25 protein-coding genes and 1 tRNA gene are annotated in these 26,139 nt (G+C 56.3%); 18 read left to right on the plus strand and 8 right to left on the minus strand.

The window, feature by feature from the left end:
* Positions 1-3: 3 nt before the first annotated feature.
* The 7 genes from trmD (at position 4) to GWR55_RS08110 (ending at position 6,890) form a co-directional block, all read left to right on the plus strand.
* The gene (trmD, locus tag GWR55_RS08080) at positions 4-840 is read left to right on the plus strand and encodes a tRNA (guanosine(37)-N1)-methyltransferase TrmD (RefSeq protein WP_162401809.1); all 837 of its coding nucleotides are present in this window, start codon (positions 4-6) and stop codon (positions 838-840) included.
* Positions 841-935: 95 nt separating this feature from the next.
* Positions 936-1,292: a 50S ribosomal protein L19 gene (gene rplS / locus GWR55_RS08085; protein WP_162401810.1), complete on the plus strand. Its 357-nt coding sequence runs from the start codon at positions 936-938 to the stop codon at positions 1,290-1,292.
* 81 nt (positions 1,293-1,373) lie between these two features.
* Entirely contained in the window at positions 1,374-2,144 is a 771-nt protein-coding gene (locus tag GWR55_RS08090; RefSeq protein WP_162401811.1) for a ribonuclease HII, read from the plus strand.
* Positions 2,129-2,857, plus strand: a complete 729-nt coding sequence (locus GWR55_RS08095) for a PIG-L deacetylase family protein (RefSeq protein WP_162401812.1) — start codon at positions 2,129-2,131, stop codon at positions 2,855-2,857. Before GWR55_RS08090 ends, GWR55_RS08095 begins: the two co-directional genes overlap by 16 nt.
* Before the next feature lie 85 nt (positions 2,858-2,942).
* Positions 2,943-3,539 (plus strand): pyridoxamine 5'-phosphate oxidase, encoded by a 597-nt coding sequence (pdxH, locus tag GWR55_RS08100; RefSeq protein ID WP_162401813.1) that lies wholly within the window; start codon positions 2,943-2,945, stop codon positions 3,537-3,539.
* A 292-nt stretch (positions 3,540-3,831) separates the two neighbouring features.
* Positions 3,832-5,037, plus strand: a complete 1,206-nt coding sequence (locus GWR55_RS08105) for a Gfo/Idh/MocA family protein (protein WP_162401814.1) — start codon at positions 3,832-3,834, stop codon at positions 5,035-5,037.
* 497 nt (positions 5,038-5,534) lie between these two features.
* Positions 5,535-6,890, plus strand: coding sequence for a Gfo/Idh/MocA family protein (locus GWR55_RS08110; RefSeq protein ID WP_238398717.1), 1,356 nt, complete (start codon positions 5,535-5,537; stop codon positions 6,888-6,890).
* Between the two features lie 4 nt (positions 6,891-6,894).
* Here the strand turns inward: GWR55_RS08110 and GWR55_RS08115 are convergent, their stop codons facing one another.
* From GWR55_RS08115 to msrP, 4 genes are all read right to left on the minus strand, one after another.
* Positions 6,895-7,248 carry a low affinity iron permease family protein gene (locus GWR55_RS08115; RefSeq protein ID WP_162401816.1) on the minus strand — a complete coding sequence of 118 codons (354 nt, stop codon included), beginning with the start codon at positions 7,246-7,248 and terminating at the stop codon, positions 6,895-6,897.
* A 160-nt stretch (positions 7,249-7,408) separates the two neighbouring features.
* A complete protein-coding gene (locus GWR55_RS08120) occupies positions 7,409-7,993 on the minus strand; it encodes a cupin (protein ID WP_162401817.1) in 585 nt (194 codons plus the stop codon).
* Between the two features lie 50 nt (positions 7,994-8,043).
* Positions 8,044-8,751 carry a sulfite oxidase heme-binding subunit YedZ gene (locus tag GWR55_RS08125; protein WP_162401818.1) on the minus strand — a complete coding sequence of 236 codons (708 nt, stop codon included), beginning with the start codon at positions 8,749-8,751 and terminating at the stop codon, positions 8,044-8,046.
* 21 nt (positions 8,752-8,772) lie between these two features.
* Positions 8,773-9,759 (minus strand): protein-methionine-sulfoxide reductase catalytic subunit MsrP, encoded by a 987-nt coding sequence (gene msrP, locus GWR55_RS08130; protein WP_162401819.1) that lies wholly within the window; start codon positions 9,757-9,759, stop codon positions 8,773-8,775.
* A gap of 158 nt (positions 9,760-9,917) precedes the next feature.
* On the opposite strand from msrP, the gene GWR55_RS08135 reads away from it, so the two are divergent.
* The 3 genes from GWR55_RS08135 (at position 9,918) to ligD (ending at position 14,657) form a co-directional block, all read left to right on the plus strand.
* Positions 9,918-10,688: a 2-keto-4-pentenoate hydratase gene (locus GWR55_RS08135; protein WP_162401820.1), complete on the plus strand. Its 771-nt coding sequence runs from the start codon at positions 9,918-9,920 to the stop codon at positions 10,686-10,688.
* A 283-nt stretch (positions 10,689-10,971) separates the two neighbouring features.
* Complete coding sequence (locus tag GWR55_RS08140; protein ID WP_370521416.1) at positions 10,972-11,862, plus strand: Ku protein; 891 nt, start codon at positions 10,972-10,974, stop codon at positions 11,860-11,862.
* 50 nt (positions 11,863-11,912) lie between these two features.
* Positions 11,913-14,657 (plus strand): DNA ligase D, encoded by a 2,745-nt coding sequence (gene ligD / locus GWR55_RS08145; protein ID WP_162401822.1) that lies wholly within the window; start codon positions 11,913-11,915, stop codon positions 14,655-14,657.
* Here ligD and GWR55_RS08150 read toward each other — a convergent pair.
* The 4 genes from GWR55_RS08150 to GWR55_RS08165 form a co-directional block, all read right to left on the minus strand.
* A complete protein-coding gene (locus GWR55_RS08150) occupies positions 14,566-15,516 on the minus strand; it encodes a dimethylarginine dimethylaminohydrolase family protein (protein ID WP_162401823.1) in 951 nt (316 codons plus the stop codon). The genes ligD and GWR55_RS08150 overlap by 92 nt on opposite strands.
* Before the next feature lie 172 nt (positions 15,517-15,688).
* Entirely contained in the window at positions 15,689-18,874 is a 3,186-nt protein-coding gene (locus GWR55_RS08155) for an efflux RND transporter permease subunit (RefSeq protein ID WP_162401824.1), read from the minus strand.
* 112 nt (positions 18,875-18,986) lie between these two features.
* The gene (locus GWR55_RS08160) at positions 18,987-20,078 is read right to left on the minus strand and encodes an efflux RND transporter periplasmic adaptor subunit (RefSeq protein ID WP_238398766.1); all 1,092 of its coding nucleotides are present in this window, start codon (positions 20,076-20,078) and stop codon (positions 18,987-18,989) included.
* A 201-nt stretch (positions 20,079-20,279) separates the two neighbouring features.
* A complete protein-coding gene (locus GWR55_RS08165) occupies positions 20,280-20,987 on the minus strand; it encodes a queuosine precursor transporter (protein ID WP_162401825.1) in 708 nt (235 codons plus the stop codon).
* Between the two features lie 137 nt (positions 20,988-21,124).
* Here GWR55_RS08165 and GWR55_RS08170 point away from each other — a divergent pair.
* From GWR55_RS08170 to GWR55_RS08205, 8 genes are all read left to right on the plus strand, one after another.
* A tRNA-Glu gene (locus GWR55_RS08170) sits at positions 21,125-21,202 on the plus strand.
* A 357-nt stretch (positions 21,203-21,559) separates the two neighbouring features.
* Positions 21,560-21,736, plus strand: coding sequence for a helix-turn-helix transcriptional regulator (locus tag GWR55_RS19560; protein ID WP_370521431.1), 177 nt, complete (start codon positions 21,560-21,562; stop codon positions 21,734-21,736).
* Between the two features lie 70 nt (positions 21,737-21,806).
* Positions 21,807-23,756 carry an AAA family ATPase gene (locus GWR55_RS08180; RefSeq protein WP_162401827.1) on the plus strand — a complete coding sequence of 650 codons (1,950 nt, stop codon included), beginning with the start codon at positions 21,807-21,809 and terminating at the stop codon, positions 23,754-23,756.
* 126 nt (positions 23,757-23,882) lie between these two features.
* Positions 23,883-24,116 carry a hypothetical protein gene (locus GWR55_RS08185; protein WP_162401828.1) on the plus strand — a complete coding sequence of 78 codons (234 nt, stop codon included), beginning with the start codon at positions 23,883-23,885 and terminating at the stop codon, positions 24,114-24,116.
* On the plus strand, positions 24,113-24,355 hold the full coding sequence (locus GWR55_RS08190) for a hypothetical protein (protein WP_162401829.1): 243 nt from the start codon (positions 24,113-24,115) through the stop codon (positions 24,353-24,355). The genes GWR55_RS08185 and GWR55_RS08190 overlap by 4 nt, the downstream gene beginning before the upstream one ends.
* A 109-nt stretch (positions 24,356-24,464) precedes the next feature.
* The gene (locus tag GWR55_RS08195) at positions 24,465-24,920 is read left to right on the plus strand and encodes a transposase family protein (protein WP_162401830.1); all 456 of its coding nucleotides are present in this window, start codon (positions 24,465-24,467) and stop codon (positions 24,918-24,920) included.
* A gap of 193 nt (positions 24,921-25,113) precedes the next feature.
* Complete coding sequence (locus GWR55_RS08200) at positions 25,114-25,341, plus strand: hypothetical protein (RefSeq protein WP_162401831.1); 228 nt, start codon at positions 25,114-25,116, stop codon at positions 25,339-25,341.
* A 30-nt stretch (positions 25,342-25,371) separates the two neighbouring features.
* On the plus strand, positions 25,372-25,965 hold the full coding sequence (locus GWR55_RS08205; RefSeq protein ID WP_162401832.1) for a hypothetical protein: 594 nt from the start codon (positions 25,372-25,374) through the stop codon (positions 25,963-25,965).
* Positions 25,966-26,139 lie beyond the last annotated feature (174 nt).

Consider the following 26,139-nt stretch of genomic DNA (forward strand, 5'->3'; position numbering starts at 1 on the left):
CCAATGCGCTTTGACCTCATTTCCATCTTTCCGGATTTTTTTGCCAGCATCTTTGAGTACGGCATCCTCAGACGCGCTCGCGGCGCGGGTCTGGTAGAGATTGCAACTCACGATCTACGAAGCTTTACCCACGACCGGCATCGTACCGTTGACGACAGGCCCTTCGGCGGAGGAGAAGGCATGATCCTCAAACTAGAACCACTCTACGATGCTGTCTCTTCGCTGAACATCACCCATAAGCGGGAGCGTGATCCCCTGAGAGAGTCGGTCATTTTACTTTCCGCGCAGGGTCGGCCCTTCACCCAAAAGATTGCCTATGATCTCTCTGGTCTGGAGCGAGTGGTTCTGATCTGCGGGCGTTATGAAGGCGTGGATGAAAGGGTGAATGAGCTTCTGTGCGATCGCGAGCTGTCGATCGGCGACTATGTGCTCTCAGGCGGAGAACTGGGCGCTGCAGTCATCGTAGACGCGGTGACAAGGCTGCTCCCCGGAGCGTTGGGGCACCCGGATTCGTCGCGCTTTGAAAGCTTCGGAGCGCAGGACAGCGCTGACGAATCCAAGGATTCCGGGGGCGCGCCACGGACAACGCACGGAGCTGGAGGAATTCTGGATTATCCTCACTACACCCGCCCGGCCGAGTTCGCGGGTATCACGGTCCCGGAGGTCCTGCAGGAGGGCAACCATGAAGCCATCCGGGCGTGGCGCCGGAGAATGGCTCTCCGCAAGACGTTGGAGAACAGGCCAGATCTGCTGGAAAAAGCGGACCTGACCGTGCAAGACCGAAGAATCCTGGAGGATCTGAGGCAAGAATCTGAAAGGATGCGCGATCAGTCCTTGTAACAGATGTGGGGCTTTCCTGGATTTGAGCGGTTTCGATCGTTTTAAAGAGCTGAAATCGTGTAAACTGAAATCTCGAGTTCATACAGGAAATCCTCATGTCTATTCATCCCATCATGCAGAAACTGGCCGCGAAGCTTGAGCGGACCGATATCCCCGACTTCGCTCCAGGCGACACTGTCCGCGTTCAGGTTAAGATCCGTGAGGGTGAGAAAGAGCGTCTCCAGGCATTTGAAGGAATTGTGATCGCCTGCCGTAAGGGGCCTCACGGCACCTTCACCGTTCGCAAGATGAGCTTCGGCCAGGGTGTGGAGCGTATCTTCCCTTACAACTCCAAGGTCGTGGATCGCGTCCAGAAGATTCGCTCCTACGAGGTTCGCCGTTCGAAGCTCTTTTACCTTCGCGCTCTGCGTGGCAAGGCTGCCCGCCTCCGCGAGGTCGAGCGGGCTAGCTAACTTCCCCTTATTTCCACAGAAGCCACGGCTGCATGCCGTGGTTTTCTTTTGTGCGGGTTATAAACTTTTGCCATAGAGCACATGGCTTCCTCGACTCCACTGCGCACCCAGAGAACCGTCACCGCGGCTACGGCGAAGCAGCAGATGCTGCGGCAACTGATCTGCAGCGATGCTCCGGAACAGGCTCTCCGTTATTGCGGCTATCGCGTCATAGCCGGTGTAGACGAGGTGGGCCGGGGTGCTCTGTTCGGGCCCGTGGTTGCCGCTGCGGTGATTCTTCCCGAACGGATCAAGGGGCTGGCTACTGCCGGACTCAAGGACTCCAAGCAGCTTCTGCGCAAAGACCGCGAGCGGTTGGAACGGAAGATCCGCAAGGTTGCATTGGCTATCAGCGTGGCGGAGGTTGACGCTGAAACCATCGACCGCGTCAACATCTATCAGGCCACACGGATCGCCATGCTGACGGCCGTTCGAGGGCTACCGATCGAGCCTGACCATCTGCTGATCGACGCCATGCGGATCGATCATCCCTGCAGGCAGACGAAGCTGATCTACGGGGACTCCCTAAGTCTTTCGATCGCGGCGGCCTCTGTCGTCGCCAAGGTGCATCGTGACGCCCTGATGCGCGAGCTGGATACCGTGCATCCCGGATATGGGTTGGCCTCGCACAAGGGCTATGGCACGCCGGAACATCGGAGGGCGTTGACGGCGCTGGGGCCTTGTGCCCTGCACCGCAGGACCTTTGCTCCCGTCAGAGCGGTCGATCCGGATGCCGCGATTGAGGACCTGGTCGCGGGCGACCTCTTCGAGATGGATCCAGAGGAAGGAGCCGCAACTTGGGCCAACGACTGATGTGCGTGGTGGCGCACCCGGACGACGAGTGTTTTGGATTTGGCGGAGCGCTGGCGCTGGCTGCAGATCACGTTATCGAGACATCGGTCCTCTGTATGACAGACGGCCAGGCGGCAACCCACCGCGGCTCGGCTGAATCCGGGCTGGAGCTGGGAGCCTCCCGGCGGAGGGAGTTCGCGGCCTCCTGCGAGGTGCTTGGAGTGACCGAGCATGAGGTTCTGGGCTATCACGATGGACAGCTCCAGAATGTTCCCGTACTCGAAGCGGTGGAGCATCTGGTAAGGCGGATGCGGCGATTTCAACCGGACGTTGTCATTACCTTCGGCAGCGATGGCGGGCTGAATGTACACCTGGACCACATGATGGTCTCCTTCTGGACAACGACGGCCTTCCATTGGGCGGGCCGCTCCAACCGCTTTCCGGAGATAACCACCGTCTTCCAGCCAAGGCGGTTATTCCATCTGAGCACCGATGTGTTCCTTCCAGACCGTCAGCCGCCCATACCGAGCCCCTGGACGGTAGCTCTGGATATTGAAACGACGCGGAAGCGGAAGAGCGAAGCCTTCGAAAGGCACGCCTCCCAGGCGCCGCTGATGGAGCGCACAAAGCCGTTCTTTGCGGAGTATGGCGGTACTGAGTTTTACACACTGGTAGCGGAGAAGGAACCCAAGCCAGCGCGGCAGATGACGGATTTGTTCGAGGGCTTGTCCTGAGTTGGCCTGCCTGCTTTTTGGCAGGCTGACACCGCAGCTCTGCTATACCTTCGCGACCACTTCTATTGAAGGGTAGACTAGAGGCATGGACTGGCGTGCCGTTGAACAAGCCTTCGATCCCCTTCCCATCTTTCATGAATGGCTGCTAGAGGCGGAGAAGAGCGAGCCAAACGATCCGAATGCCGCGGCGCTGGCGACGGCGACTGGAGACGGTGCTCCCAGCGTCCGAATGGTCCTGGTGAAGAAGGTGGATGAGCGCGGGTTCTGCTTCTACACCAATGCCGACAGCCGTAAGGGATGCGAACTGAAGGAGAATCCGCGGGCAGCACTGTGCTTTCACTGGAAGAGCCTGCGGCGCCAGGTACGGGTGGAGGGTCCGGTGGTAGAGCTGCCGGCGGAGGACGCGGACCGGTACTTCCAGAGCCGGTCACGCATGAGCCAGGTGGGCGCTGCAGTTTCGCAACAGAGCAGGCCACTTAAGAGCCGGCAGCGTCTTGAAGAGTTGGTAGAGCGGTTTGATGCCGAGCATCCAGGGGGGATTTCCCGCCCGGAATACTGGCACGGCTATGCAGTAGTTCCGGAGCGGATCGAGCTATGGATGGATGGAGATTACAGGCTGCATAACCGGTTTCTTTTTGTCCGCAAGGGGGATGAATGGACACGGACGAGACTCTTTCCGTAGGGCGATCCCATCGATAGGCCAAGGGGCGTGATTGCGGTTTTTCTCTCACATTTTGAGGACTTCCGGGTAAACCGCAGATCCTTCGACTGCGTCTCTCGCGAAAGACTGCGAGAGACTTCGCTCAGGATGACACCGTCTATAGAGCCGCATACTACATACCGCTTGGCTGGCCGCGCTACATGCTGTCGGCCTTATTACTACTGCTTTATGTCGGATGACCTGGATTCCATTTGGACTGTGCGGTTGATATAGTTCGGGGTGCAGCGAAATTGTTTTTTCAGGAGAAGGTACGATGGCGATGGATTTTTTGGGGCGGCGGGAGTTTCTGCGCACTGTGGGTTCGGTGGGACTGATGGCTGGGGTTCCTGCGCTGGCGGAGATGAGCGCGATTGATCCAGCGAGCGTAGCGTATGAGGTCGCGCAGCCGGACCAGAACGCTGAGGCAGCGCCGAAGCACTCCATCAAGTTTGCCGTCTGCGGGATGAGCCATGACCACATCTATGGCATGGTGGGGGCGATCCAGCGGGGCGGTGGCGTTCTGGTGGCGGCCTACGGGGCAGAGCCCGACAAGCTGGCGAACTTCAAGAAGAGGTTTCCCGACGTAAAGATGGTTTCGTCGGAGGATGCGATCCTGAATGATCCTTCGATTCAGCTGGTGCTGAGCTCGACGATTCCCGATGAGCGTGCTCCGCTGGGCGTGCGCGTGATGAAGAAAGGCAAGGACTATCTGAGCGACAAGCCCGGCGCGACCTCGCTCGAGCAGATCGACGAGATTCGCAAGACGATTGCGGAGACGAAGCGTATCTACGGGATTCTGTACAGTGAACGCTTTGAGGTGAAGGCAGCGGTCAAGGCCGGGGATATGGTGAAGGCGGGTGCAATCGGGCGCGTGATCCAGACGATCAATATTGCGCCACACCAGATTGTGCAGCACGGGATGGATCCTTATGCGGGAGGGGCCGGAGGACGGCCGGACTGGTTCTGGGACCCGGCGCGGTATGGCGGCATTTTGACCGACATTGGATCGCACCAGGTGGACCAGTTCCTGTTCTACACCGGCTCCACGCAGGCGGAGGTGGTGGCATCGCAGGTAGCAAACGTGAACCATCATCAGAAGCCGAAGTTCCAGGACTTTGGAGACATGATGTTGCGGGGCGACCGAGGGTTCGGGTATGTGCGGCTGGACTGGTTTACTCCGGATGGCCTGGGAACGTGGGGCGATGGACGGCTCTTCATCCTGGGGACGGAGGGTTATATCGAAGTTCGCAAGTATGTCGATGTGGCGCGAAGCAAGCAGGGTAACAACCTGTTTATCGTGGACAAAAATCAGCAGAGGTTTATCGACTGCAACAATGTGACGCTTCCGTTCGGGGCGCAGTTTGTCTCAGACGTGGTGAACCGCACCCATACGGCGCAGGATCAGACGCAGTGCCTGCTGGCGGCGGAGCTGGTAGTGCGGGCGCAGATGAAGGCTCAGCATGTGACTCTCAAGAGCTAGGTTTGTTTTGCGGCTCTCTCGCGGGTGGCGAGGCCGATCTGAGATCTGCTGGCTGGCTGAGCATCGCCGAACCGCAGATCCTTCGACTTCGGCTTCGCCTTCGCTCAGGATGACACCTTCAGGTGAAATTGTGTGGAGTGATTTCCATGGAGGTGTACTGTTTCGCAGATCCTGAAGCTGAGTGAAGTGCATCGGACAGATTCCTATTTGCCTAGGGCTGTATAGACGCTGCAGACAAAATACAGGGATCCTTCGCTTTGCTCAGGATGACGGCTTTGGGGATTGCATGTGCAACAACCGCCGGATTCGTATGCAATAAACGCGGCGATTTCATGCGCAATAAGCTTGGCGATTGCACGCGCAATGAGCGACCGCAGGAGCAAGGGGTGCTCTTATGGCTGACTAAGCATCTTTGCAGAGGGTAGAATCGCGCTCTCAAATAATCTCGTTCAAAATGGAGAGCCCAGCGCATGGGAGATGTAAGCAGGAGAAGGTTTTTGAAGACTGCGGCCGGAGCAGCGGCCGTGACAGGTTTCCCTACGATCGTGCCTTCGACTGTCTTCGGGCAGATGGCCCCGAGTGAGCGGATCAATGTCGGTGCGATCGGCGTCGGCAGAATCTCGCGCGGGCACGACCTTCCGGGCATCTTCAAGTATGAAGGCGCTCGGGTAATTGCTGTGTGCGACCTGGATGCGGGCAGGGCTGAGCTGGGACGACAACTAGTCACGGAGACGTATACGAAGAAGCTGGGCAAGCCGTATGACGCGGTGAAGGTCTATCACGAGTATCACGAGCTACTGGCGAACAAGGATATCGATGCGGTAGTGATCTCTACACCGGACCACCAGCATGCCATCGTCGCGGCGACGGCGGTGCGGGCGGGCAAGGATGTATATCTGCAGAAGCCGGCTTCGCTGACGATTGCGGAGGGCCGCTACCTGAGCAACGCGGTGCAGGCTTCTGGAAGGATTGTGCAGATCGGAAGCCAGCAGAGATCGTGGAAGCAGTTCCATCGCGCGTGCGAGCTGGTGCGGAATGGCCGAATCGGTGAGGTGAAGCATGTGGAGATTGGGCTGCCAGGCGACCCCGCGGGAGGGGATGCAACCCCGATGCCGGTGCCAAAGGGCTTCAACTACGACGCGTGGCTGGGCTCAACGCCGGTCGTTCCCTACACGGTGGACCGGGTGATGCCGCAGCAGGGGTTCGACCGGCCGGGATGGTTGCGGATGGAGCAGTTTGGCGCGGGTATGATTACGGGCTGGGGTGCGCACCACGTCGACACGGCGCATTGGGGCATGAACACCGAGTACACCGGCCCGGTGGAGATATGGGGGACGGCGGAGTTTCCAAAGAGCGGCCTGTGGGACGTGCATGGCGACTTTCTGACGCATGGCCGTTATGCGAACGGCGTGACGATGGATATCTCCGGGAAGTTTCCTAATGGCATCAAGTGGTACGGGACCGAGGGCTGGATCTTCGTGCAGAGAGATGGCATGAACTCGCCTACGGCGAAGCCGGGTGATCCGGTGCCCAAGGTGGAGGTGCTGCAGGCGAGCGATCCGAAGATTTTGACTTCGGTGATTGGACCGAACGAGATTCACCTGGAGACGTCGCCTGAGCATCACGCGAACTGGCTGGACTGTGTGAGGTCGCGGAAGCAGCCGCTGGCCCCGATTGAGATTGGGCACAGGGCGTGCTCAACCTGCCTGCTGCACCATATCGCGATGAAGACGGGAAGGCATCTGCACTGGGATCCGGAGCGGGAGCAGTTCAAGGGCGATGATGCCGCGAATGCGATGCTGTCGCGTCCGCAGCGGTCGCCGTACACGTTCGCGGAGGCGAGCTGGGTCTAGCGCATCATTTGCTAGAGGCGCCTTTAGGTTCAGCGAGGTGGCGCTCTGCTGCTTTCTCGCGCACAGCCTCATAGCGGTGAGCGAGGACGTCGAGCTCGGCGTCGGAGAGATGCTCGATGTCGATCATCTCGTTCCGGGCTGACTTGATGGATTCGATCAGCTCGTTGAGCTTGAGGTTGATGGCGCGGGCGTCGCGGTTCTGGGTGTTCTGGATGAGGAAGACCATCAGAAAGGTGACGATGGTCGTGCCGGTGTTGATGATGAGCTGCCAAGTGTCGGAGTAATGATAGATCGGTCCAGTGACGCCCCACATCACGATGACACCGACGGCGAAGACAAAGGCCCAACGGGAACCCATGTAGTTGCTGCAAGTGTTGGCGAAAAGGGCGAAGCGGTCTTTTCGGGGTTGGTCGTTGCGGGGAGGCTCTTTCGGAGAATTGTTCTTGCCGGTCACGGTCGTCTTGGACTCCGCACAGTGAGATGCAGCAGAGTTCCTTCTATTTGCCTGAAAGGAAAGGTTAGGCGATCCACAGGCGGGGCAGAGGGCCTGCTCTGCCGGAGACGGGATCGGATGCGGGGGAACGCACCTCGCGAATGCGGGCGAGGACTTCGGGAGTTGCGGCGGTGCGGCAGATGTCCCAGTGTTCTCCGGGCGGATAGGCACCGACGACGAGGAAGTCATCGGAGGCTGAGATGCGGCAGTGGCCGGTTCCGGCGGGAAGCACGGCTACGTCACCAGCGCGGACGGTGACAGTGGTTCCCTTCTCTCCGCCGAGCATGATCTCGGCGTGTCCAGCGGCGAAGCCGAGAACCTCGTGAGCGGTGGAGTGGTAGTGATGGAAGTCATAGACTCCGTTGCGCCACTGGGGAGGCCACCCGTTGCGAGTGAAGAGCTGCTCCATCGCGTCGGCGAGATCGCCGGTGACGGGGAGTGCCTGACGGTAGAGGAGCACGGGCAGCGCGTTGTTGGGCATCCAGCCATTGGGCTTTAGGTGCAGCTGCTCGGGCTGGACAGTCGCGGGCGCGGCTGAGGCTGTGCTGCCGGTTACGCCTGCAGCGAGGATTCCGGCTGCGAAGGTTCTGCGATCGATGGAGTTCTTCATGCTATGCAGTTAGATGGGGCAGAGGGAAGGATGGATCCCTCAGGTAGCGATCAGCTTCTGGTGGTCTGGAGAGCGGAACGCGGTTTGTTGAGGCGTTTTGAGGCAGTGTAGCCTACGCGCGCGAGGAAGAGAATGACCAGGACTGCAGTGACCTTCCGGGGTGTCCTTACGCCGGTTTTGACGAGCCACCAGTAGTGGATGACTGCGGCGACTCCGGCGATGTAGACGAGGCGGTGGAGACGCTGCCAGTTTTTGCCTCCCATGGCTCGCATGATTGCTGCGGGTGAGGTTGCAGCGAGGGCCAGCAGGATTAGCCACGCGAAAAAGCCGACCTGGATGAAGCGACGCTTGCGGATGTCGTCCCAGATGGTGGGCCAGACGACCTTCCACTCGTCGCTGATTGCGCCGGGATGACCTTGGCGGATCGAGATGAGCACAGATGGCAGATCGTATCCCGAGAAGAGGAAGATGTAGGTTGCGAGGTGGAGTGAGGCGTAGAAGAAGGCGTAGAGTCCGATGAGGCGGCGAAAGCGGATGAGCCAGTTGATGCGCGGCGAGAGGCGGCGCAGGGGTGTGATGGCTAGTGAGGCCAAGAGCATCCAGAGTGCCCAGTCGCCGGTGAAGTGGGTGATGTAAGCGACCGGGTCGGGATCTAGCGCGAGTGCTCCTGAGGTGTAGAAGCGGATAAGCCAGGCAAAGGGCGCGAGGCACAGCAGGTGTGCGAGCGTTTTAAGGAGGATGATGTTGCGTTTCGACATGGAGGAAGATGCCTGTCCCGCTCAGTAGTAGCGCTTGAGATCCATGCCGTTGTAGAGGCTGGCTACCTGGTCGGCATAGCCGTTGAACATCTGGGTCGGGATGGTCCGGGGGAACGCGGAGCTGTCGATGCGGCGCTCGTGGGCCTGGCTCCACCGGGGATGATCGACGTGCGGGTTGACGTTGGAGTAGAAGCCGTACTCGCGCGCGTTGATCTCGTTCCAGGTGGTGTGGGGCTGCTTGTCGGTGAAGTGGAAGCGGACGATGGATTTGCCGTTTTTGAAGCCGTACTTCCAGGGGGAGACGACGCGGATGGGAGCGCCGTTCTGATTAGGAAGCACCTGGCCGTAGCAGCCGAAGGTGAGTAGAGCGAGGGGATTCATGGCTTCGTCGAGGCGCAGACCCTCACTGTAGGGCCAGTCATAGCCGCTTGGGAGATCAGGCATCTGCTTTTTGTCGACGAGCGAGACGAACTGCACGTACTTCGCGCTGGGGAGGGGCTGGCAGAGGTTGATGAACTCCGAGAGCGAGTAGCCATCCCAGGGGATGACCATGGACCAGGCCTCGACGCAGCGGTGGCGGTAGACACGGGATTCGATGGGGCGGTACTTCAGGAGAGTATCGATGTCGATGGTCTGGGGCTTTTTGACCATGCCGGTGACCTGAAGGGTCCACGGGCGGGTTTTTAGGGTGTGAGCGTTCTTTGCCGGATCGCTCTTCTCGGTTCCGAACTCGTAGAAGTTGTTGTAGTGGGTTGCCTTGGCAAAGGGCGTCTGGTTTTCAGTCGTGTTGTATTTGCTTGGAGCGGCGGGAAGGGCCTGGGCGTGAACGGTGGACGAGGGCCAAAAGATCTGCGGAAGATGGGCTGCAGCCAGCGCACCGGCGGTAAGTGTGGCTGCTCCACCGATAACGAACCGTCGCTGCCTACGATACCTCTCAAAAGCCTCCTGCGGAGTGATCTCGGATGACTGAACCTTCGCATCGAAGCGGTTAGACCGGCGCAGCAGCATGATAGTTCCCTTTCCCGATGCGTCCCGTCCGATTTTAGAGACAAACACACCTGTACGTTGGATTTATTCTCGGCCGAAAAGTAACAAGAGCGCCATTTTCGTTACGAAAGAAGGCCTTAGGTTGCGTCAGGAGGCACAGTGAGAGCAAACTGGTCGGCATGATTACTGGTGCGCGTGAAAAAGACCTGATAAGTGCCGCAGACCTGCTGCTGGATGCCCGAAGAAACTGCCAGCCAATCGCTGACCTGCCGAACGAGCTACGGCCAACGAGCCTGGAAGAGGCCTACTTTGTGCAGGATAGAATGTCGTGGGCGTACGAGGATGTTGGCGGCTGGAAGGTGGGGGCTCCAACGCCGGACGCCACGCCGACCTTTGCCCCGATGCCGGCGTGCTGGATGACCTGTACGGGGTGTGAGTTACGAGGCGTGACCCATCGGTACCGCGGAGTGGAGGCGGAGATTGCCTTCAAGATGGGAGCGAACCTGCCACCACGGGATACTCCGTATACACGCGAGGAGGTCTTCGCAGCGATTGAAAGCATGCATCCGGCCATTGAGATCCTGGAGTCGGGACTGATCGATCCGGACCAGGCGACGAAGCTAACAACCGTGGCGGATATGGCGATGCACGGAGGCTTCGTATACGGCAACGCTGTGGCTGACTGGAAGAGTATCGACTTTTCGAAGGAGAGCGTCTCTCTGTGCATCGATGGCGCGGTGCGCGTGGAGAGAACAGGCTCGAACACGGCGGGTGACCTGACGCGGCTGCTTGTGTGGCTTGCGAACGAAGGCTCCGGCCGTACAGAGGGACTGAACAAGGGCGACTGGATCACGACAGGAAGCTGGACTGGCAATACGCTGGCTACCGCTGGCTCTGTTGTCGAGGCCAGGTTTGCTCACGCGGGAAATGTTACCTTCCGGTTCGCCTGAAGTTGATCTTCGAATGCAGGATTTGGGGAGTGGCTGCGTCGGAAACACCGCATAACGGGGTTGCTATTGTGATCCACCGCATGTATGGTGGTCGGCGCGCGACTCCCCAAAATCTTGAAGAAATATGGCATCTTTCGCGGTATTGTGGGGAATCTGATGGAAAGAGGCAGGGTCTTCTCTGCCTTAGATCGGCTTGATTCGATAAGATTCTTCGCACGCGAGGTTACACATGGCACGTCCGTATTGGTCTGGGCAGGTCCAGATTTCTCTGGTGTCGTTTGGAGTGAAACTGTTTGTCGCGACCGAGGCAAAGAGCGAGATCCGGTTTCACCAGATCAGCCGAAAGACCGGGGAGCGAGTACGGCATCAGAAGGTGACGGCGAGTGCGGTGGAAGACAATCCCACCGAGGCCGGCGAAGCCCTGGACAAAAACGATATCGTCAAGGGATACGAGTATCGCAAGGGCGAGTATGTGACGATCGAGCCGAAGGAGCTGGAGGCGCTTCGCATTCCTTCGAAGCACTCGATTGAGGTGTCGCAGTTCGTCAACCTGAACGAACTTACGCCGGAGTATATGGAGAAACCCTACTTTATCGTTCCTGAGGACGATGTGCAGGCGGAGGCCTTCGCGGTTGTGCGTGCAGCGCTGAAAAAGACGAAGAAAGCGGCGCTGGGCAAGATCGCATTTGGCGGACGAGAGCACGTCTTCGCCATCATCGCAGACGATGATGACAAGCTGGGCGGCATGATGGGTTACACGATGAGGTACCAGGAAGAACTTCGCAATCCCGCGGAGTATTTCAAGGACATTAAGAAGGTGGCGGTGAACGAAGATTCGCTTGAACTGGCGATGGAGCTGATCAAGCGCAAGGCAGGAAAGTTTGATCCTGGTAAGTTCAAAGACCAGTACGAAGCGGCCGTTCGGGAGCTGGTAGAGGCGAAGGTGAAGCATGCGCCTCTGCCGACCGAAGAGACCGAGGCTCCACGCAAGGCCCAGGTGATCAACCTGATGGATGCGCTGCGTAAGAGCGTTGGCGGAGGCAAGGAAACAGAGAGTGCGGCGGGAAGAAAGAAGCCCGCGGCGTCGGAGAAAGCGGCTCCTGCATCGAAGGGAAAGAAGGGCATCTCGTTGGTGAAGTCGGCAAAGTCCTCGAGCAAACGCAAATCGGCCTAAGAGCTTGAGGGAATGCCGCGAACTTCGCCGATCCATAAGCAGGAGTGAGCATGGCGGGTTCGAAGAAGGCAGCCAGCAAGCGATCGAGCAAGACGGCCAGGAAGACTACGGCTGCACGCAAGAAGCGCACGATCAAAACCAGTTCTGCACCCGATGCGGTGGACGAGCAACTGGCACGCTACCGGTCGATGCGCGACTTCACCATTACGGAAGAGCCGAGCGGAGGCCATGCGCGTAAGGAGCCCCGCGAGGGGCTTCCCTTCTGCGTGCAGAAGCATGCGGCCTCGCATCTTCACTACGACTTCAGGCTGGGATGGAACGGCGTTCTGAAGAGCTGGGCGGTAACGAAGGGGCCCAGCTACTTTACCGGCGATAAGCGGCTGGCCGTCCAGGTCGAAGATCACCCGATGGAATATGGAGGATTCGAGGGGATCATTCCGCAAGGCCAGTACGGTGGTGGCACCGTGATGTTGTGGGACCAGGGCAGATGGGAGCCGCAGGCCGGTCACACCGACGTAGATGCCGGCCTGCGGGATGGCAGCCTCAAGTTCATCCTGCACGGTCAGAAGCTGAAGGGAAAATGGGCACTGATCCGGATGGGCGGAAAGTGGCAGAGAGAGAAGAAGCCCAACTGGCTGCTGATTAAAGAGCATGATGAGTTCGAGCACAGCGAGAAGGAAGCTCCCGTAACCGAGACTGAACCTGACAGCGTCATCACCGGCCGGTCGATCGAAGAGATCGCTCGTAACGAAGATCATGTGTGGAACTCAAAGGATACGCGTTCCGGGGCGAAGGCCTGGTTTCGACAGGAACCTCGTGAGACGAAATCCCAAACGCGTGCGCGGGTGAGTGACAAAGAGCTGCAGAAAGAGATCAAGGATCTTCCGAGCGAGCGCCAGCCTTCTTTCACCGAGCCCCAGCTTGCAACGATGGTAGAGATACCTCCATCGGGTTCAGACTGGCTGCATGAGCTGAAGCTGGATGGGTACCGGATTCAGGCACGCAAGGACGGAAGCAAGGTCCAGATGCTGACCAGGAAAGGACTGGACTGGACCGCGCGTATGCGCAGGATCGCAGATGAGATTGCGCAACTGCCAGCCGATAAAGCAACGCTGGATGGAGAACTGGTAGTTGTTGCGCCGAACGGTACAACCAGCTTTGCGGATCTGCAGGCATCGATGCAGGAAGGGACAAAGAATGAGCTGACGTACTTCGCTTTCGATCTTCTGCATCTGGATGGAAAGAATACGCGCAATCTTCCGTTGAAGGAGCGCAAAGAACTATTGCGGTCGGTGCTTGAGGGCTCAAACGAAGAGCGGGTACGACTGAGTGAGCACATCGAGAGTGGAGGAGTCGAGTTGCTGAGGGAGGCCTGCAAACTGCAGGCGGAGGGAATCATCTCGAAGCGAGCGGCAGGCAAATACGTCTCCGGACGTGGACGTGACTGGCTGAAGGCAAAGTGCCTACATGAACAGGAGTTTGTCGTGGGAGGCTTTACGCTTCCGGCGAATGGTATTCACGGCGTGGGCGCACTGCTGCTGGGGTATTACAAAGGCGGAAGGCTGATTTATGCGGGGCGAACCGGAACGGGTTTCACACAAAAGACGCATCGGACGGTGCGGGACAGGCTGGATGATCTAGAGGCCAATTTGTCTCCATTTGCTTCGCTGCCCGGTGACGCGCGCAAGGATGCGCACTGGGTCAAACCCGAGATGGTCGTGCAGGTAAGATTTGCAACATGGACCGCAGATGATCTGGTGCGGCAGGCGGCGTTTCTGGGCATAAGAGAGGACAAGCCTGCTGCTGAGGTGACACGCGAAGAGCCAGCGGCATCTTTTGGTCCAAGAAAGTCTCGGAGTAAAGTGGCTGAACAAGACAGCCGCGCGCGCGTTGTGGCGAATTCTTCCGACGAGATCCGGGCTGCGGTGGGAAAGCATGCGCCAGTTCGGCTGACACATCCGGATAAGGTTCTCGATCAGATTTCGGGACTGACCAAGCAGATGCTGGCTGACTACTACTGGGCTGTAGCAGACCAGATGCTGCCGCATATCGCGGACCGCCCACTGAGCCTGGTGCGTTGTCCGGAGGGAGCAGGCAAGCCATGCTTTTTTCAGAAGCATGTGAATGCGATGCTTCCTGAGGGAATCAGCGGAATCGATATTGCCGACAAGAAGGGCAAGGTAGAGCCCTACATCACGTTGAATACAGCCGAAGCCCTTGCCGGGCTGGCACAGATGGGGGTACTGGAGGTGCATCCATGGGGATCGCGCAACGAAGATCTTGAGCATCCTGACCGGCTGATCTTCGATCTTGACCCCGACGAGACCTTGCCGTGGAAAGAGATCGTAGATTCAGCGATGGAGGTGAAGGATCTGCTGAAACAACTGGGACTCGAAAGCTTCGTCAAGACGACGGGAGGAAAGGGGTTGCACATTGTCGCTCCCATTGAGCCAAAGTACGGCTGGCCGGAGATCAAGGAAGTGGCGAGACAGATCGTGATGTCCATGGAGAGTGCAGCACCCGATCGTTACCTGACAAAGATGACAAAGACTGCACGAAAGGGAAAGATCTACCTGGACTATCTGCGGAATGAACGTGGCGCCACCTCCGTGGCTCCGTATTCTCCCCGCGCGCGTGTAGGAGCGGCGGTATCCATGCCTCTGAACTGGAGCGAGCTGAAAAAGATGAAGGAGAGGCCGTCGTTCAGCGTGGCTCACTTTCCGGAGTGGAAGGGGCGGCTGAAGAAAGATCCATGGATGAAGATGAATGAGGTGAAGCAGGGGCTGAAGCTGTAGCCGGTGAACCCAGCCTCATCACGAGACACTTTGCCGCTCCTCCTGCCTTGAGGAATTCATCGAGCCGCAATGACAGCACACGGAATCCTGCGTTCTCCAGTCTACTCGTCAATTCCCTGCTGATCTCGTTCAGCACAATGGTCTGGCCAATGCTAATGGCATTGCAGGCGAATCGACAGGCGTCTTCTTCCGAGACCGAAATTCGTTTGTGCTGCGGATAAAAGGAGTGGATCCGCTCAAGCGATTTGCTGTCGAACGCTGCAGGGTAGTAGAGAACAAAACCATCTGCGAGGGGTGCAAAGCAAGTATCGAGATGGTAGAAACGCGGATCGACCAGATGCAGGGAGGTGACCTTTGCGTCAAAGACATGCGCAAGAAGCGGATGGCTCCTTCGATCAGTACGCATTCCGCAGCCAACCCACAGAACTGTTCCATTGTTTGAAAAAAGTGCGTCGCCCTCACCTTCGAAGGCCATCTCCTGCGGGAGATCGGCGATCGTGTATCCCTTTTTCTTAAACCATTCCCGGAAGAAGCTCTCTTCCCTGCGGCGTTCCGTATGAAGAAAATGGCTGGAGACGACAATGCCGTCTCTCTCAAGCCCAGCATTGGCTGTAAAGACCATATCAGGCAGCCCCGGCTCCGGAGAGATCAGCTCGACGTGCGCGAACCCTGATATCGCGTTGTAGAGGCCACGCCATTGCTCGATGGCCTGCACGCGCGAAGCTGCGTGCAGGTTGCCTTCCATCCACGGATTAATGATGTACTGCACGTCGTAGAACTCTGGAAAGCACATCAGCCAATTGGAACCAGCCGACTTCAATGGAAGGGCGTGCAATTCGCCGATGGATTGTGTGCACATCTGCGTCCTCTTGGACCAAGAGGATGAACCTTGTGAAAGCCAGCGTCAATACGAATGATTATTCAACGGACGTTGGATAAAGATGCAGAATTATCCTGCGATGCATGCGCGTCCAAGAAAGAAGCCCGCCTGGTTGAGTGGCGAGCTTCTCTGTTAGTGAGAGCAAAAAAGACTACTGTGAGATGGTGACCTGCGACTGCTCGAGATCGCTGGTGTCATCGTCGCAGCCATCAGGACGCGGTCGCGGTCGCGAGCTGAAACGAACCAGAATGCTCTTGACCACAACGTAAAGAACCGGGATGAAGAAGAGATTGAGGAAGGTGGAGAGCACCATGCCTCCTACAATCGCGGTTCCTACGGAGTGGCGGCCGAGAGCGCCTGCACCGGTTGCGAAGTAGAGCGGGAGTACGCCGAGGATGAAGGCGATCGATGTCATCAGGATCGGCCGCAGTCGAAGTTCTGCGGAGACGATGGCCGCTTCAATCACACTTTTTCCGTGTTCGATCTGCTGTTCGGCGAACTCCACGATCAGAATGGAGTTCTTTGCGGATAGACCGATCAGCATGACCAGGCCGATCTGGACGTAGACGTCATCAACGAGCCCCCTTGCAGAGACCAGAGCAAGTGCGCCGAGTACGGCCATAGGCACGGCCAGCAGAATGATAAACGGGAGAACCCAGCTTTCATACTGCGCGGCGAGGGTAAGATAAACGACCAGCAGACCAAGTCCGAAGATGATGGCTGCCTTTCCGCTCGATTCCACTTCTTCGAGCGCCAGTCCGGTCCAGGAATACATCATGCCCTGAATCTTGTTCTTCTCGAAGAGCTCCTGCATCTTTTCGAGGCCCTGACCCGAGCTTAGACCCGGAGCCGCAGCGCCGTCGATCTCCGCCGCACGGAAGATGTTGTAGTGATAGATCACCTGCGGCCCGGAAGTTTCGCGGATGCTGACGAGATTGTCCAGCGGAATCATCTGACCTGTATCGGAACGGACGTAGAACTGGCGCAGATCTTTCGAATTGCGACGGAAGTTCTGGTCCGCCTGTACGTACACGCGGTACGAGCGGTTGTTGAAGTCGAAATCATTGACGTAGCTCGATCCCATGTAGGTTCCCAGAGCAGAGGTGATCTGCGCCAGAGGAACGCTCATAGCCTTCGCCTTTTCACGATCGATCGTGACGAAGAGCTGGGGATCGTTTGAGGTATAGGGCGTGTAGAGACCAACCAGGCCGGAGTGCGGATCGCGGCTCTGACCGATCATCGTGTGGGCGATACGATCGATATCCTCAAAGGTGTTTCGGCCCTGGTCTTGCAGCATGAACTGAAAACCGCCAACGGATCCGATGCCCTGAATTGCCGGGGGTTCGAAGGCCGCTATGATGCCTCCAGGAACCTGGAAGAGTTTGGGAGCCAGCTCGGCGACGATATCGTGCGCAGAGTGACCCGGACCTTTCTTACTGCGCTCCTCAATAGGCTTCAGAGGAGCGAAGATGACCCCGGAGTTCGGTGAGCTTCCACCCGCCAGCGAGAAGCCCATGACAGAGAAGGTTCCGAAGACGTCATCGTTCTGGCGGATGACAGCAGCCGCACGATCTGCAAGCTCAGTGGTGTATTCCAGCGAGGCCCCCGGAGGCGCCTGCACCAGGTTGATGAAGTAGTTCTGATCCTCGGAGGGCACAAAGGCGGTCGGTACATGGTTATACATGTAGACCGTCGCACCGAGGCCGGCGACGAAGAGCAGAAGCATCACGACGCGCAGTTTGACGACGTGGGTTACCAGATAAGCGTATCCGGAGATGACCTTCTGCAGAATTTTTTCAAAGAGCCCCAGCAGGCCGCCGTGCGTGCGCTCTGGTCGAAGCAGGATCGCAGCGAGAGCCGGCGAAAGCGTTAGCGCGTTGAACGCCGAGATGGCGATGGAGAATGCGATGGTCAACGAAAACTGTTTGTAGAGGATACCCGTGGTTCCCGGGAAAAAGCTGACCGGGATAAACACTGAGATCAGCACAAGTGACGTTGCAATGACGGCACTGGTGACCTCGGCCATCGCGTCGGACGTAGCCCGGTGGCTGTCACAGTGCTGGTCGTGGATATGGCGCTGCACGTTTTCGATAACTACGATGGCGTCGTCGACGACGAGTCCTGTAGCGAGAACGATGCCGAACAGGGTGAGGGAGTTAATGGAAAAGCCAAAGATCTTGATGAAGGCGAAGGTTCCGACGAGTGAGACTGGGATGGTGGCTGCCGGAATGATGGTTGCGCGCCAATCCTGAAGGAAGAAATAGATAACGACGATTACGATGATGATCGCTTCGATAAGGGTCTCGATCACGTCGCGCACCGAGTCACTGACAACGGTGGTGGTATCGAAGGCGATCACATATTCGAGTCCTGGCGGAAATGACTTGGAGAGCTCTTTCAGGACGGCCTTGCACTGGCGGTCTACTTCAAGCGCATTCGCGTTCGAGAGCTGCTGCACGCCCATACCGACAGCATCGCCCCCGGAGAACTTGAGGCTGGTGTCGTAGTTCTCGGCGCCTACTTCCGCTCGTCCAACATCTTTTAGAAGGACCAGGCCTCCGACATCGGGCGAGTTCTTCAGGATGATGTTTTCAAACTGGCGTGGATCAGAGAGGCGTCCCACGACCCGGACGGCCATCTGATATTCCTGCTTACTGTCAGCCGGAGGACGGCCCAGCTGCCCCGCGGCAACTTCCACGTTCTGTTCCGAGAGCGCGTTGGTAACATCGAGAGCCGTAAGGCCGCGAGCCGCAAGCTTCGCAGGATCGAGCCAGACGCGCATGGCGTACTTGCGCTCTCCGAAGATGATGACATCACCCACGCCGGGCACGCGCTTCAACGCATCTTTGACGTACACATCGAGATAGTTGGAGATGAATTCCTGGGAGTACTTTCCATCGCGCGCGAAGACGCCCGCGGCGAAGACGAAGTTGCTGTTCGCCTTGGTAATCGTGATGCCGGTGGCATTGACCGCAGCGGGCAGTCGTCCCTGCGCAGAGGCAACGCGGTTCTGAACGTCGACCGCGGCGATGGACAGGTCGTAGCCGGTACGGAACGTGATGGTGATGGTCGAGGTTCCATCGTTCGAGCTGGTGGAGCTCATGTATCGCATTCCCTCGACACCGTTGATGGAGGTTTCAAGGGGGATAGTTACGGCCGATTCGACGATCTGGGAATTTGCGCCGATGTAGTTGCTGGTAACGACCACCTGAGGAGGAGCCAGCTGAGGATAGAGCGATATCGGGAGCGACGGTATGACAACTGCGCCAGCCAGAACAATGAGCAGAGCGCAGACCGTAGCGAAGATCGGGCGGCGGATGAAGAAATCGACAAACAAGATGAACCTCTTACCGGCGCGGCTGGCACCGTGGGGAATTCAAATCACCTTCGCTCCCGACCAGAGGAGGGTGCGGCGAGGGATGAACGATCTAGCAGGTGTCCTGTTGCTCCTAGCCCATGGGCTGAACAGGGACACCATCCTGCAGGAACTGGAGTCCAGAGACAATGACCTTGTCATTCGGCTTCAGACCTTCGATCACGGGATATGTATTGCCAACAGGCTCACCAAGTTTGACCGGAACCTGGTGCGCCGTATACTTTCCGTCCTTCGGCGCAGCGACGAAGACAAACGGCTGCCCACCGATGCGGGTGACCGCCAGTACAGGAACCACAGGAGCAGGGTTGGTGTTCCAGGTGACCCGGGCCTTGACCAGCTGCTCTGTACGAAGCCCCTTTGTGCCTGCGGGAATAGGAGCCTTCGCCAGGATGCTCTGCAAGCCGTTATACACCTGGGGCGAAAGGAAGTTGATCTTCGTTTTAATCAGACTGTTTCCGTCCGAATCGAGGATTTCGACAGGCAGACCCGTTCGCACTTGCGCGGCACGCTCGGTGGGGACGTAGATGTAAGCCTCAAGATCGACATTTTCATCAACGGTCGTCAACACTGTCGAGGAAGACACGTAATCCCCAATGTGAACCGGAACGTCGCCTACAACGCCGGAGAAGGGAGCGCGAATCTGGAAATAACCAAGCTGCTGCTTCTGGGTTTCAGTCAGTGCTGAGTTCGCCTCATAATCGGCCTTTGAGTTCTCATAAGCCTGTGTCGCCTGGTCGAAGGCATCGCGGGAGACAACTCCAGCCTCATAAAGCTTTTTCTGCCGGTCCAGCTCAATCCGGTTGTAATCGTAGAGAGCCTTCTTCTGAGCCTGGGTTCCCTGCTGCGACTGCACTGCCGCCGCCTGCTTAAGCGGATCAATCTGCATCAGGACCTGGCCGGCGCGCACTATATCTCCGGATTTGACCAGGATGCGCGTCAGATTGCCTTCGACCTGCGGCTGCAGGGTGGCAGAACGGCGGCCCTTGATCGTGGAGACATACGTGTCGGACGAGGATACCGGTGAGTTGGAGACAGACTCAACCTTAACAGGCATAGCCTGGGGCGCCGGAGTCGCTGCGGCATGGTGCCTGCATCCGACGAGCAGAATCGTAAACGCCCCGCTAAACGCCAGGGAAAGGACAAACTTGGATCTCGAAGACATCATCTCGGACAAAGGTCTTTCTCCTCAGAAAACTACAAAGAACAGCAGATCTACCGTCTTTTATCGATCCCTCGGAAATTAGACAAGATCGAAGGGCGCAGGATGCTCAAAATTATCCGCTATCAGAAAATAAGCTTTGTGTTTCAGCTTAGATGCATGGTTAAAGATCAAGGATGCGAAAAGATGGGAAGCCCTTCGGGCTGGTTATTCTTCCACACCATGAATCTGCGAAAAATTGAAGGGATTGAAGCTTTCATGCCGGTCAAAGGCCTCGGCTCCTTCCGCCCTCTTAAGCCAGGAGATCACCATGTAGGTCAAGGGCGTGGCCAGCACCTCGTATCCTACCTTCAAGAGATACCCGGTCGCTATCATATTTGCCATAGTCTTGAAGGGGACCACCCCGACGTATGTAAGAAGAACGACAATTGTCGTATCCACCGCCTGACCCACCACGGTGGACCCTACCGTTCGAGTCCACAACATGCGACCTTCTGTGAGTAGCTTGAGCCGAGCCATGGTGTAGGAGTTGGCGAATTCGCCCGCCCAGAAGGCGGCTAGACTGGCAGCGAGAATTCGAGGGATGAAGCCGAAGACGGCTGCAAACGCCTGTTGATTGTGCCAATCCGGCGCAGGCGGAAGAGCAACAGTGAGAGTGCCTATCAGGTACAGCAGCGCGGTCCCGAAGAAGCCGAGCCAGATGGCTCTTCGGGAGGCGGCAAATCCATAGATCTCGGTAAATATGTCTCCAAAGATATAGGTGACCGGAAACAGGAGGATCGCTGCACTGACGGCAAAGGGACCAATCTGGCAGACCTTCTGGGCGACCAGGTTGGAGACCAGTAGAATCACAACGAATGCGGTCGTTAGCGCATCAAGATATTTGTACCGGGAAGCTCCCGAATGGCTGGCCATGATGGACAAAGTTGATGCTGATAGTATGCCGCGACGATGACGGGAACGCCACCGGATGCGCTATGCGCCAGGATTTCAACGATACCTAGAACTATTTGATATGGTTAACAAGGCACGACGTGCCTGCCCTGGAAAGCGTCCCCGTCGTCTAGCCCGGCCCAGGACACCGCCCTTTCACGGCGATAACACGGGTTCGAATCCCGTCGGGGACGCCAATATAATCAATAGCTTACAAGGGATTGCCTGCACGGTATAGAAAACTTTTCAAAAAGTTTTCAAAAAGCCGGGAGGTTCAGGCCAACCAACGTCTGAAGGCAACACCGCAAAGCCACCCCTCCTCTGACAGCACCCGATAACGTTCCCTGCTAATTCAGGTTGAGAGTTGACGTGTCATTGCTGGTTCCAGCAAGCCATTCCAACAACGGTTTGACCTCGAAATTTTCCTTGACCCATCCGCCCGGTTCCCTTTAGGTTCGCTGAACTTCACGGCGAAAAGGGCTAAAAGCATGTGGTCAAGCACACTCCCAACGATAGAAACCTTCAATGACAAATTGCTACGTCTTCCGCAAGTCATGGAAATTTCCGGCTTGTGCAGAAGCGTTGTTTACAAGCTTGCAAAGCAAGGGCAGTTCCCTGCGCAAGTCACCGTTGGTGTTCGCGGTGCACGTTGGTCTGAACATGAAGTGCGCAATTGGGTAGCAGATCGGCTTGCTAACGCGAGACGCGCAACCGTGGCTGAGACCGAGTAAAGAAAAGGCTTGCCCGGTGTAGCGACCAGAGCAAGCCGAACTGAAAAGAGAGAGTGTCTAGGACTCCCCCATGCAAGAGATAGCACAGAACACCAACGAATTCGTAAAACTTTTTGCTGCTCACAGGCAGTGGGTCTGCCACAGCAACAAAGTGCCTTTGAATCCCCGCACCGGCTTCAACGCCAGTGTCACGAATCCTGACGATTGGAGCGACCATGCGCAAGCTGTTTCTTCTGCTGCTGCAAACGATGGTGTTGGTATCGGCTTTGTACTGACGGCATCAGCCGGTTTGGTTTGCATTGACCTTGACACGCACAAAACAACAGACCCAAACGTTATTGCCTTGCATGAAGAGATACAGCGGCAGTTCAGCAACACATACAGCGAACGCTCACCAAACGGCGGAAGCCACTTTTGGATGAAGGGTTCAATTGCCCGCTCCATCAGGTCATCGCAAGATCATATCGAGATATACAACCAAGACCGTTACATAACGTTCACTGGAAACGCTATCAACAACGTGCCCGTTCAGGATTGCAACGGAACTCTGACAGCACTGTGGGAACGACTGAACGCCGGGCAGAGTAAAGCCAATGTGCCCACATTGTTTGGAAGTCAGCCACAGACTGGCTCTGACCAAGAGATTTGCAACAAGGCTGCTAACGCTTCCAATGGTGAGTTATTCAAGACTCTGTGGAATGGCAATTGGCAAGGTAAGTATCCATCGCAATCTGAAGCTGACCAAGCATTCTGCAACATCGTTGCTTTCTATACAGACAATGCAGAACAGGTTGTGCACATCTTCCGGGCGTCAGCGTTAGGTCAGCGTCCCAAAGCACAACGCAATGACTATGTGGGCAACATGGTGCGCAAGGCTTTTGACCAACGCTTGCCGCTTCCTTTCAATCCCTCAACACTGATCGTTCCAAAGGCCCAGGTTCAAAACATTCCCCTGTTGCCAATTGCAAATGACATTGAAGTTGTCAGTTTGTCAGGAATCGTTGCAGAGGCTATTGAGTGGCTTTGGGACGGCTATCTACCAAAGGGCAAACTCACCTTGCTTGCTGGCGCAGGTGGAACCGGCAAATCAACGCTTGCTTTCTCAATCGCCGCAATTGTGTCGTCCGGTGGAATGTGGCCTGACGGCAGAAGGTGCAACCGTCCGGGCAATGTTCTCATTTGGAGTTCTGAAGATGACCCGGCTGACACCATCGTTCCCCGCCTGCTGGCAATGGGCGCAGACGTATCAAAAATACATCTGGTGAAAACAACGGTTGGTGCCGATGGTCAACGCCTTCCATTCAATCCTGCCAGAGACATTCCGCTGCTAAAGCAGAAAATTGTTGCAAACGGTGGAATTGGTCTATTCATCGTTGACCCCATTACATCTGCTGTTGCTGGTGACATGCACAAGGCCAACGAAGTACGGCAAGGGTTGCAGGCTGTTGTTGACCTTGCCAGCGAGTGCAATTGTGCAGTCATCGGAATCACTCACTTTGCTAAAGGCACAACAGGCCGCAATCCCGCTGAACGTGTGATTGGCTCTGTTGCGTTCGGCGCGTTTGCGCGTGTTGTGCTGGTTGCTGCGAAAGATGAAGAGACAGAGCGGCGCGTCTTTGTAAAAGCAAAATCCAACATCAGCAACGATACAGGCGGGTTTTACTACGCCATTCAGGCACGCCCGCTCAACAACAACATCACTGCAACGTGCATTGATTGGGGTGGAGCAATTGAAGGCAGTTCACGCGAGATTCTGGCAACGGTTGAACATCAGGACGGCAAGGACGAAAACCGTTCACAGGTTGATGAAGCAAAAACGTTCCTTGTTGAAGAGTTGAAGAATGGCCCACGTTATGCGCGAGAGCTAATCGAAAGAGCGCATTCAGAATTGGGCATTTCTGAAAAGACCTTACAACGTGCCAGACGGCAGCTAACCATTCAGACAATCAACGAAGGTGCAAACAAGGGTTGGAAGTGGAGCTTTGTTGCTGTTGGTTTCAGCAACGGTTCCATTCAGTAGTGATGATTTCTGGATTAGATATATGTCTTCTTCTCTCTTTTGTCTTCTTCTCAGTTGGCAAGAAGACAAGAAGACAAGACATAAGGGGTAATACAGTCGGCTGTCTTCTTGTCGGCAACAGTGAATATGAGCTACGCACTTCAATCCGCAACAGCAAGCAACGGCACTTACTGCGCATACAGAACCTTGTGGGCAGAGGTCATCAAGCAGGCGTTCTTATCCGCAATGAAGGGTGATCGCAGCAGCATGCTTTGGTTCACCGCAACGAACGGACGCTTTGTTGAGTTGTGCGGATTGCTGAATTTGGATGCGCAACAGATTCGCAATCAATTGTTGAACAGAAAGGATGTAACGAAATGAAAAGCCCTTGGGCAGAATACTTTGATCGCTTTATAAGCCACACTGACGATGACCCAACAATAGAGCAATTCAACAAGAAGCTATCAGCCGTCAACCGTAGCCTGCTTTATGTCAGATCGCAAGAGAACTACGACAAGCAGGAACTTTACCAATTGCTCAATATGAGCATTCAACTGCAAACAGCAATAGCCCTTGTTACAAAGCTTGAAGAGATTCGCATAGACCTCACGAAAGCGTAGACAACAAGGCACAAACCATGTGGGCAAGGCTACCCCCATCTAGTACGCCGGACGAGCAGGACAGGCCATCCAGGCGCGAATGCGACCCCTTCCAGATCGGAGACAGCAAGTGACAGCAAACGGAAAATTTCAACGCGGCAAGACAGTTCGACTCAGAGAGCAGGCAATTGCTGCGTTGCTTACCAATCCTTCGATGCGGGATGCAGCAAGGGAATCTGGTGTTGGTTACAGCACGCTAATCAGGTGGAGCAATGAACCGGAGTTTGCTGCTGCATTGAAAGCCGCACGGAATGAATTGTTGGACTCTGCAATTCAACGTCTGAAGACAGCGGCATTCAACGCTGTGGGCACATTGATTGAAGTTGCGGCTTCACCTGCATCCTCAGATATGGCGCGAGTGTCCAGTAGCAAGGCTCTGATTGAACTTGCATTGCGTGTGGGCACTATCGAGCAATTGGCAGATCGCATTGAAGAGCTAGAAAGGAAAACCACCGATGAGAACAATGGGGGATTTGAAGGGTCTGCACAAACGCTTACAGAAACTCCAAGCGAACGTTGGCAGTAATACTGTGCGCTTTGAAATGCCGGACAAAAGTTACAGGTTCATGCGGCAACAGACTCTTTTTGACACGTTCGCCAATTCAGTATTGGGAACAACAACACCTGAGACGGAAATCGTGTTGGCTTCGGTTTCGGACAATTCGGGAACGCAATTAGCAGAACTACTAAAGGCCGTTTTGCAATAGGGAGAAACAGCAATGGATAAAGACGTTCAACAACTACGGCGGGTTGTCATGGGTCATCAGACCGTACAACGTGCAGCCAATCACAACCACACCAACTTGCAGGCCCACGCTGAAGATATTGACCCGATGCGCTACTTCACAACACAGGACTTCAATGGGCGGGTCTTGCCGCAACAGAAGTGGACGCAGCCGAAACCGTTGCCGCCTGTTGGTGTTTTCGGCAAGTCGTTCCAACGCTAACCATCAACAACAAACCAACGGAGGAAAACCATGAGTGCATTCGGCGCGACACCAACAGCAGAAGTGATTGAGGGAACCGGCGATTTCGATTTGATGATGCTTGCTCGTATGGGTGAACATGAATTGGTGCAGCAAATAACTTTCGTTTGCCAGCGGTACAGCGAGATTGTAGAGAAGAACAAACAAGACCGTATTGCGGATTTGGAGCAGCGGTTTGACGATGCAGTGATACGTGCACGCAACTTACTTGAGAATGCTGCCAAGTTGAAACACGCGACATTCACAGCGATGCAGCAGCAGGCCAGTGCTGAATCTAATATGCGGAACGCTGATAATGCCTTGGCACGGCTTCACCATTCCATCAATCACGATAGGAGTCTGAAGACCAGAAGGGAAGTTGCTGAACAGGCAAAGCAGGTTGAAGCAGCGAAGCAAGCTGCCCACAATGCACAGTACGCCTATTCACTCTCAACAACAGCCGTGCGTAACGCTGTGATGATGGAGAATGCCGCCAATGCTGAAGCTGGTAACGCGCAAGCTGAAGCGCGGGGGTTGAAGTCACAGATTGATGTGATGCAAGGCAAGCAACGCATTCAAGGTAACAACGGTTTCTACATCTCTTGAGGCGGCAAAATAAATCAGCTTTCCGCCTTTGACCTGCGGTATGGTGCTGCATACCTCGTTGGTTCCTTCCATGCTGGATGCCCCCAAGTCACCGGGGGCTTTTCTTTTGTCCTGAACACAGGCAAATCTCTGTGGACGTTCTGACACGTTAGCTGATACGGTCGTATAGGTAAA

The organism is Edaphobacter sp. 12200R-103 (genome assembly GCF_010093025.1).
GTDB lineage: Bacteria > Acidobacteriota > Terriglobia > Terriglobales > Acidobacteriaceae > Edaphobacter.

What these genes read in the sequence shown, in the direction of transcription:
- GWR55_RS08180 (WP_162401827.1), top strand. Translation starts at nt 21,807, where the DNA reads ATGCAAGAGATAGCACAGAACACCAACGAATTCGTAAAACTTTTTGCT.
- GWR55_RS08135 (WP_162401820.1), top strand. Translation starts at nt 9,918, where the DNA reads ATGATTACTGGTGCGCGTGAAAAAGACCTGATAAGTGCCGCAGACCTG.
- GWR55_RS08125 (WP_162401818.1), bottom strand. Translation starts at nt 8,751, where the DNA reads ATGTCGAAACGCAACATCATCCTCCTTAAAACGCTCGCACACCTGCTG.
- GWR55_RS08105 (WP_162401814.1), top strand. Translation starts at nt 3,832, where the DNA reads ATGGCGATGGATTTTTTGGGGCGGCGGGAGTTTCTGCGCACTGTGGGT.
- GWR55_RS08185 (WP_162401828.1), top strand. Translation starts at nt 23,883, where the DNA reads ATGAGCTACGCACTTCAATCCGCAACAGCAAGCAACGGCACTTACTGC.
- rplS (WP_162401810.1), top strand. Translation starts at nt 936, where the DNA reads ATGTCTATTCATCCCATCATGCAGAAACTGGCCGCGAAGCTTGAGCGG.
- GWR55_RS08190 (WP_162401829.1), top strand. Translation starts at nt 24,113, where the DNA reads ATGAAAAGCCCTTGGGCAGAATACTTTGATCGCTTTATAAGCCACACT.
- pdxH (WP_162401813.1), top strand. Translation starts at nt 2,943, where the DNA reads ATGGACTGGCGTGCCGTTGAACAAGCCTTCGATCCCCTTCCCATCTTT.
- msrP (WP_162401819.1), bottom strand. Translation starts at nt 9,759, where the DNA reads ATGCTGCTGCGCCGGTCTAACCGCTTCGATGCGAAGGTTCAGTCATCC.
- trmD (WP_162401809.1), top strand. Translation starts at nt 4, where the DNA reads ATGCGCTTTGACCTCATTTCCATCTTTCCGGATTTTTTTGCCAGCATC.
- GWR55_RS08160 (WP_238398766.1), bottom strand. Translation starts at nt 20,078, where the DNA reads ATGATGTCTTCGAGATCCAAGTTTGTCCTTTCCCTGGCGTTTAGCGGG.
- GWR55_RS08090 (WP_162401811.1), top strand. Translation starts at nt 1,374, where the DNA reads ATGGCTTCCTCGACTCCACTGCGCACCCAGAGAACCGTCACCGCGGCT.
- ligD (WP_162401822.1), top strand. Translation starts at nt 11,913, where the DNA reads ATGGCGGGTTCGAAGAAGGCAGCCAGCAAGCGATCGAGCAAGACGGCC.
- GWR55_RS08150 (WP_162401823.1), bottom strand. Translation starts at nt 15,516, where the DNA reads ATGTGCACACAATCCATCGGCGAATTGCACGCCCTTCCATTGAAGTCG.
- GWR55_RS08115 (WP_162401816.1), bottom strand. Translation starts at nt 7,248, where the DNA reads ATGGGTTCCCGTTGGGCCTTTGTCTTCGCCGTCGGTGTCATCGTGATG.
- GWR55_RS08165 (WP_162401825.1), bottom strand. Translation starts at nt 20,987, where the DNA reads ATGGCCAGCCATTCGGGAGCTTCCCGGTACAAATATCTTGATGCGCTA.
- GWR55_RS08200 (WP_162401831.1), top strand. Translation starts at nt 25,114, where the DNA reads ATGGATAAAGACGTTCAACAACTACGGCGGGTTGTCATGGGTCATCAG.
- GWR55_RS08205 (WP_162401832.1), top strand. Translation starts at nt 25,372, where the DNA reads ATGAGTGCATTCGGCGCGACACCAACAGCAGAAGTGATTGAGGGAACC.
- GWR55_RS19560 (WP_370521431.1), top strand. Translation starts at nt 21,560, where the DNA reads ATGGAAATTTCCGGCTTGTGCAGAAGCGTTGTTTACAAGCTTGCAAAG.
- GWR55_RS08120 (WP_162401817.1), bottom strand. Translation starts at nt 7,993, where the DNA reads ATGAAGAACTCCATCGATCGCAGAACCTTCGCAGCCGGAATCCTCGCT.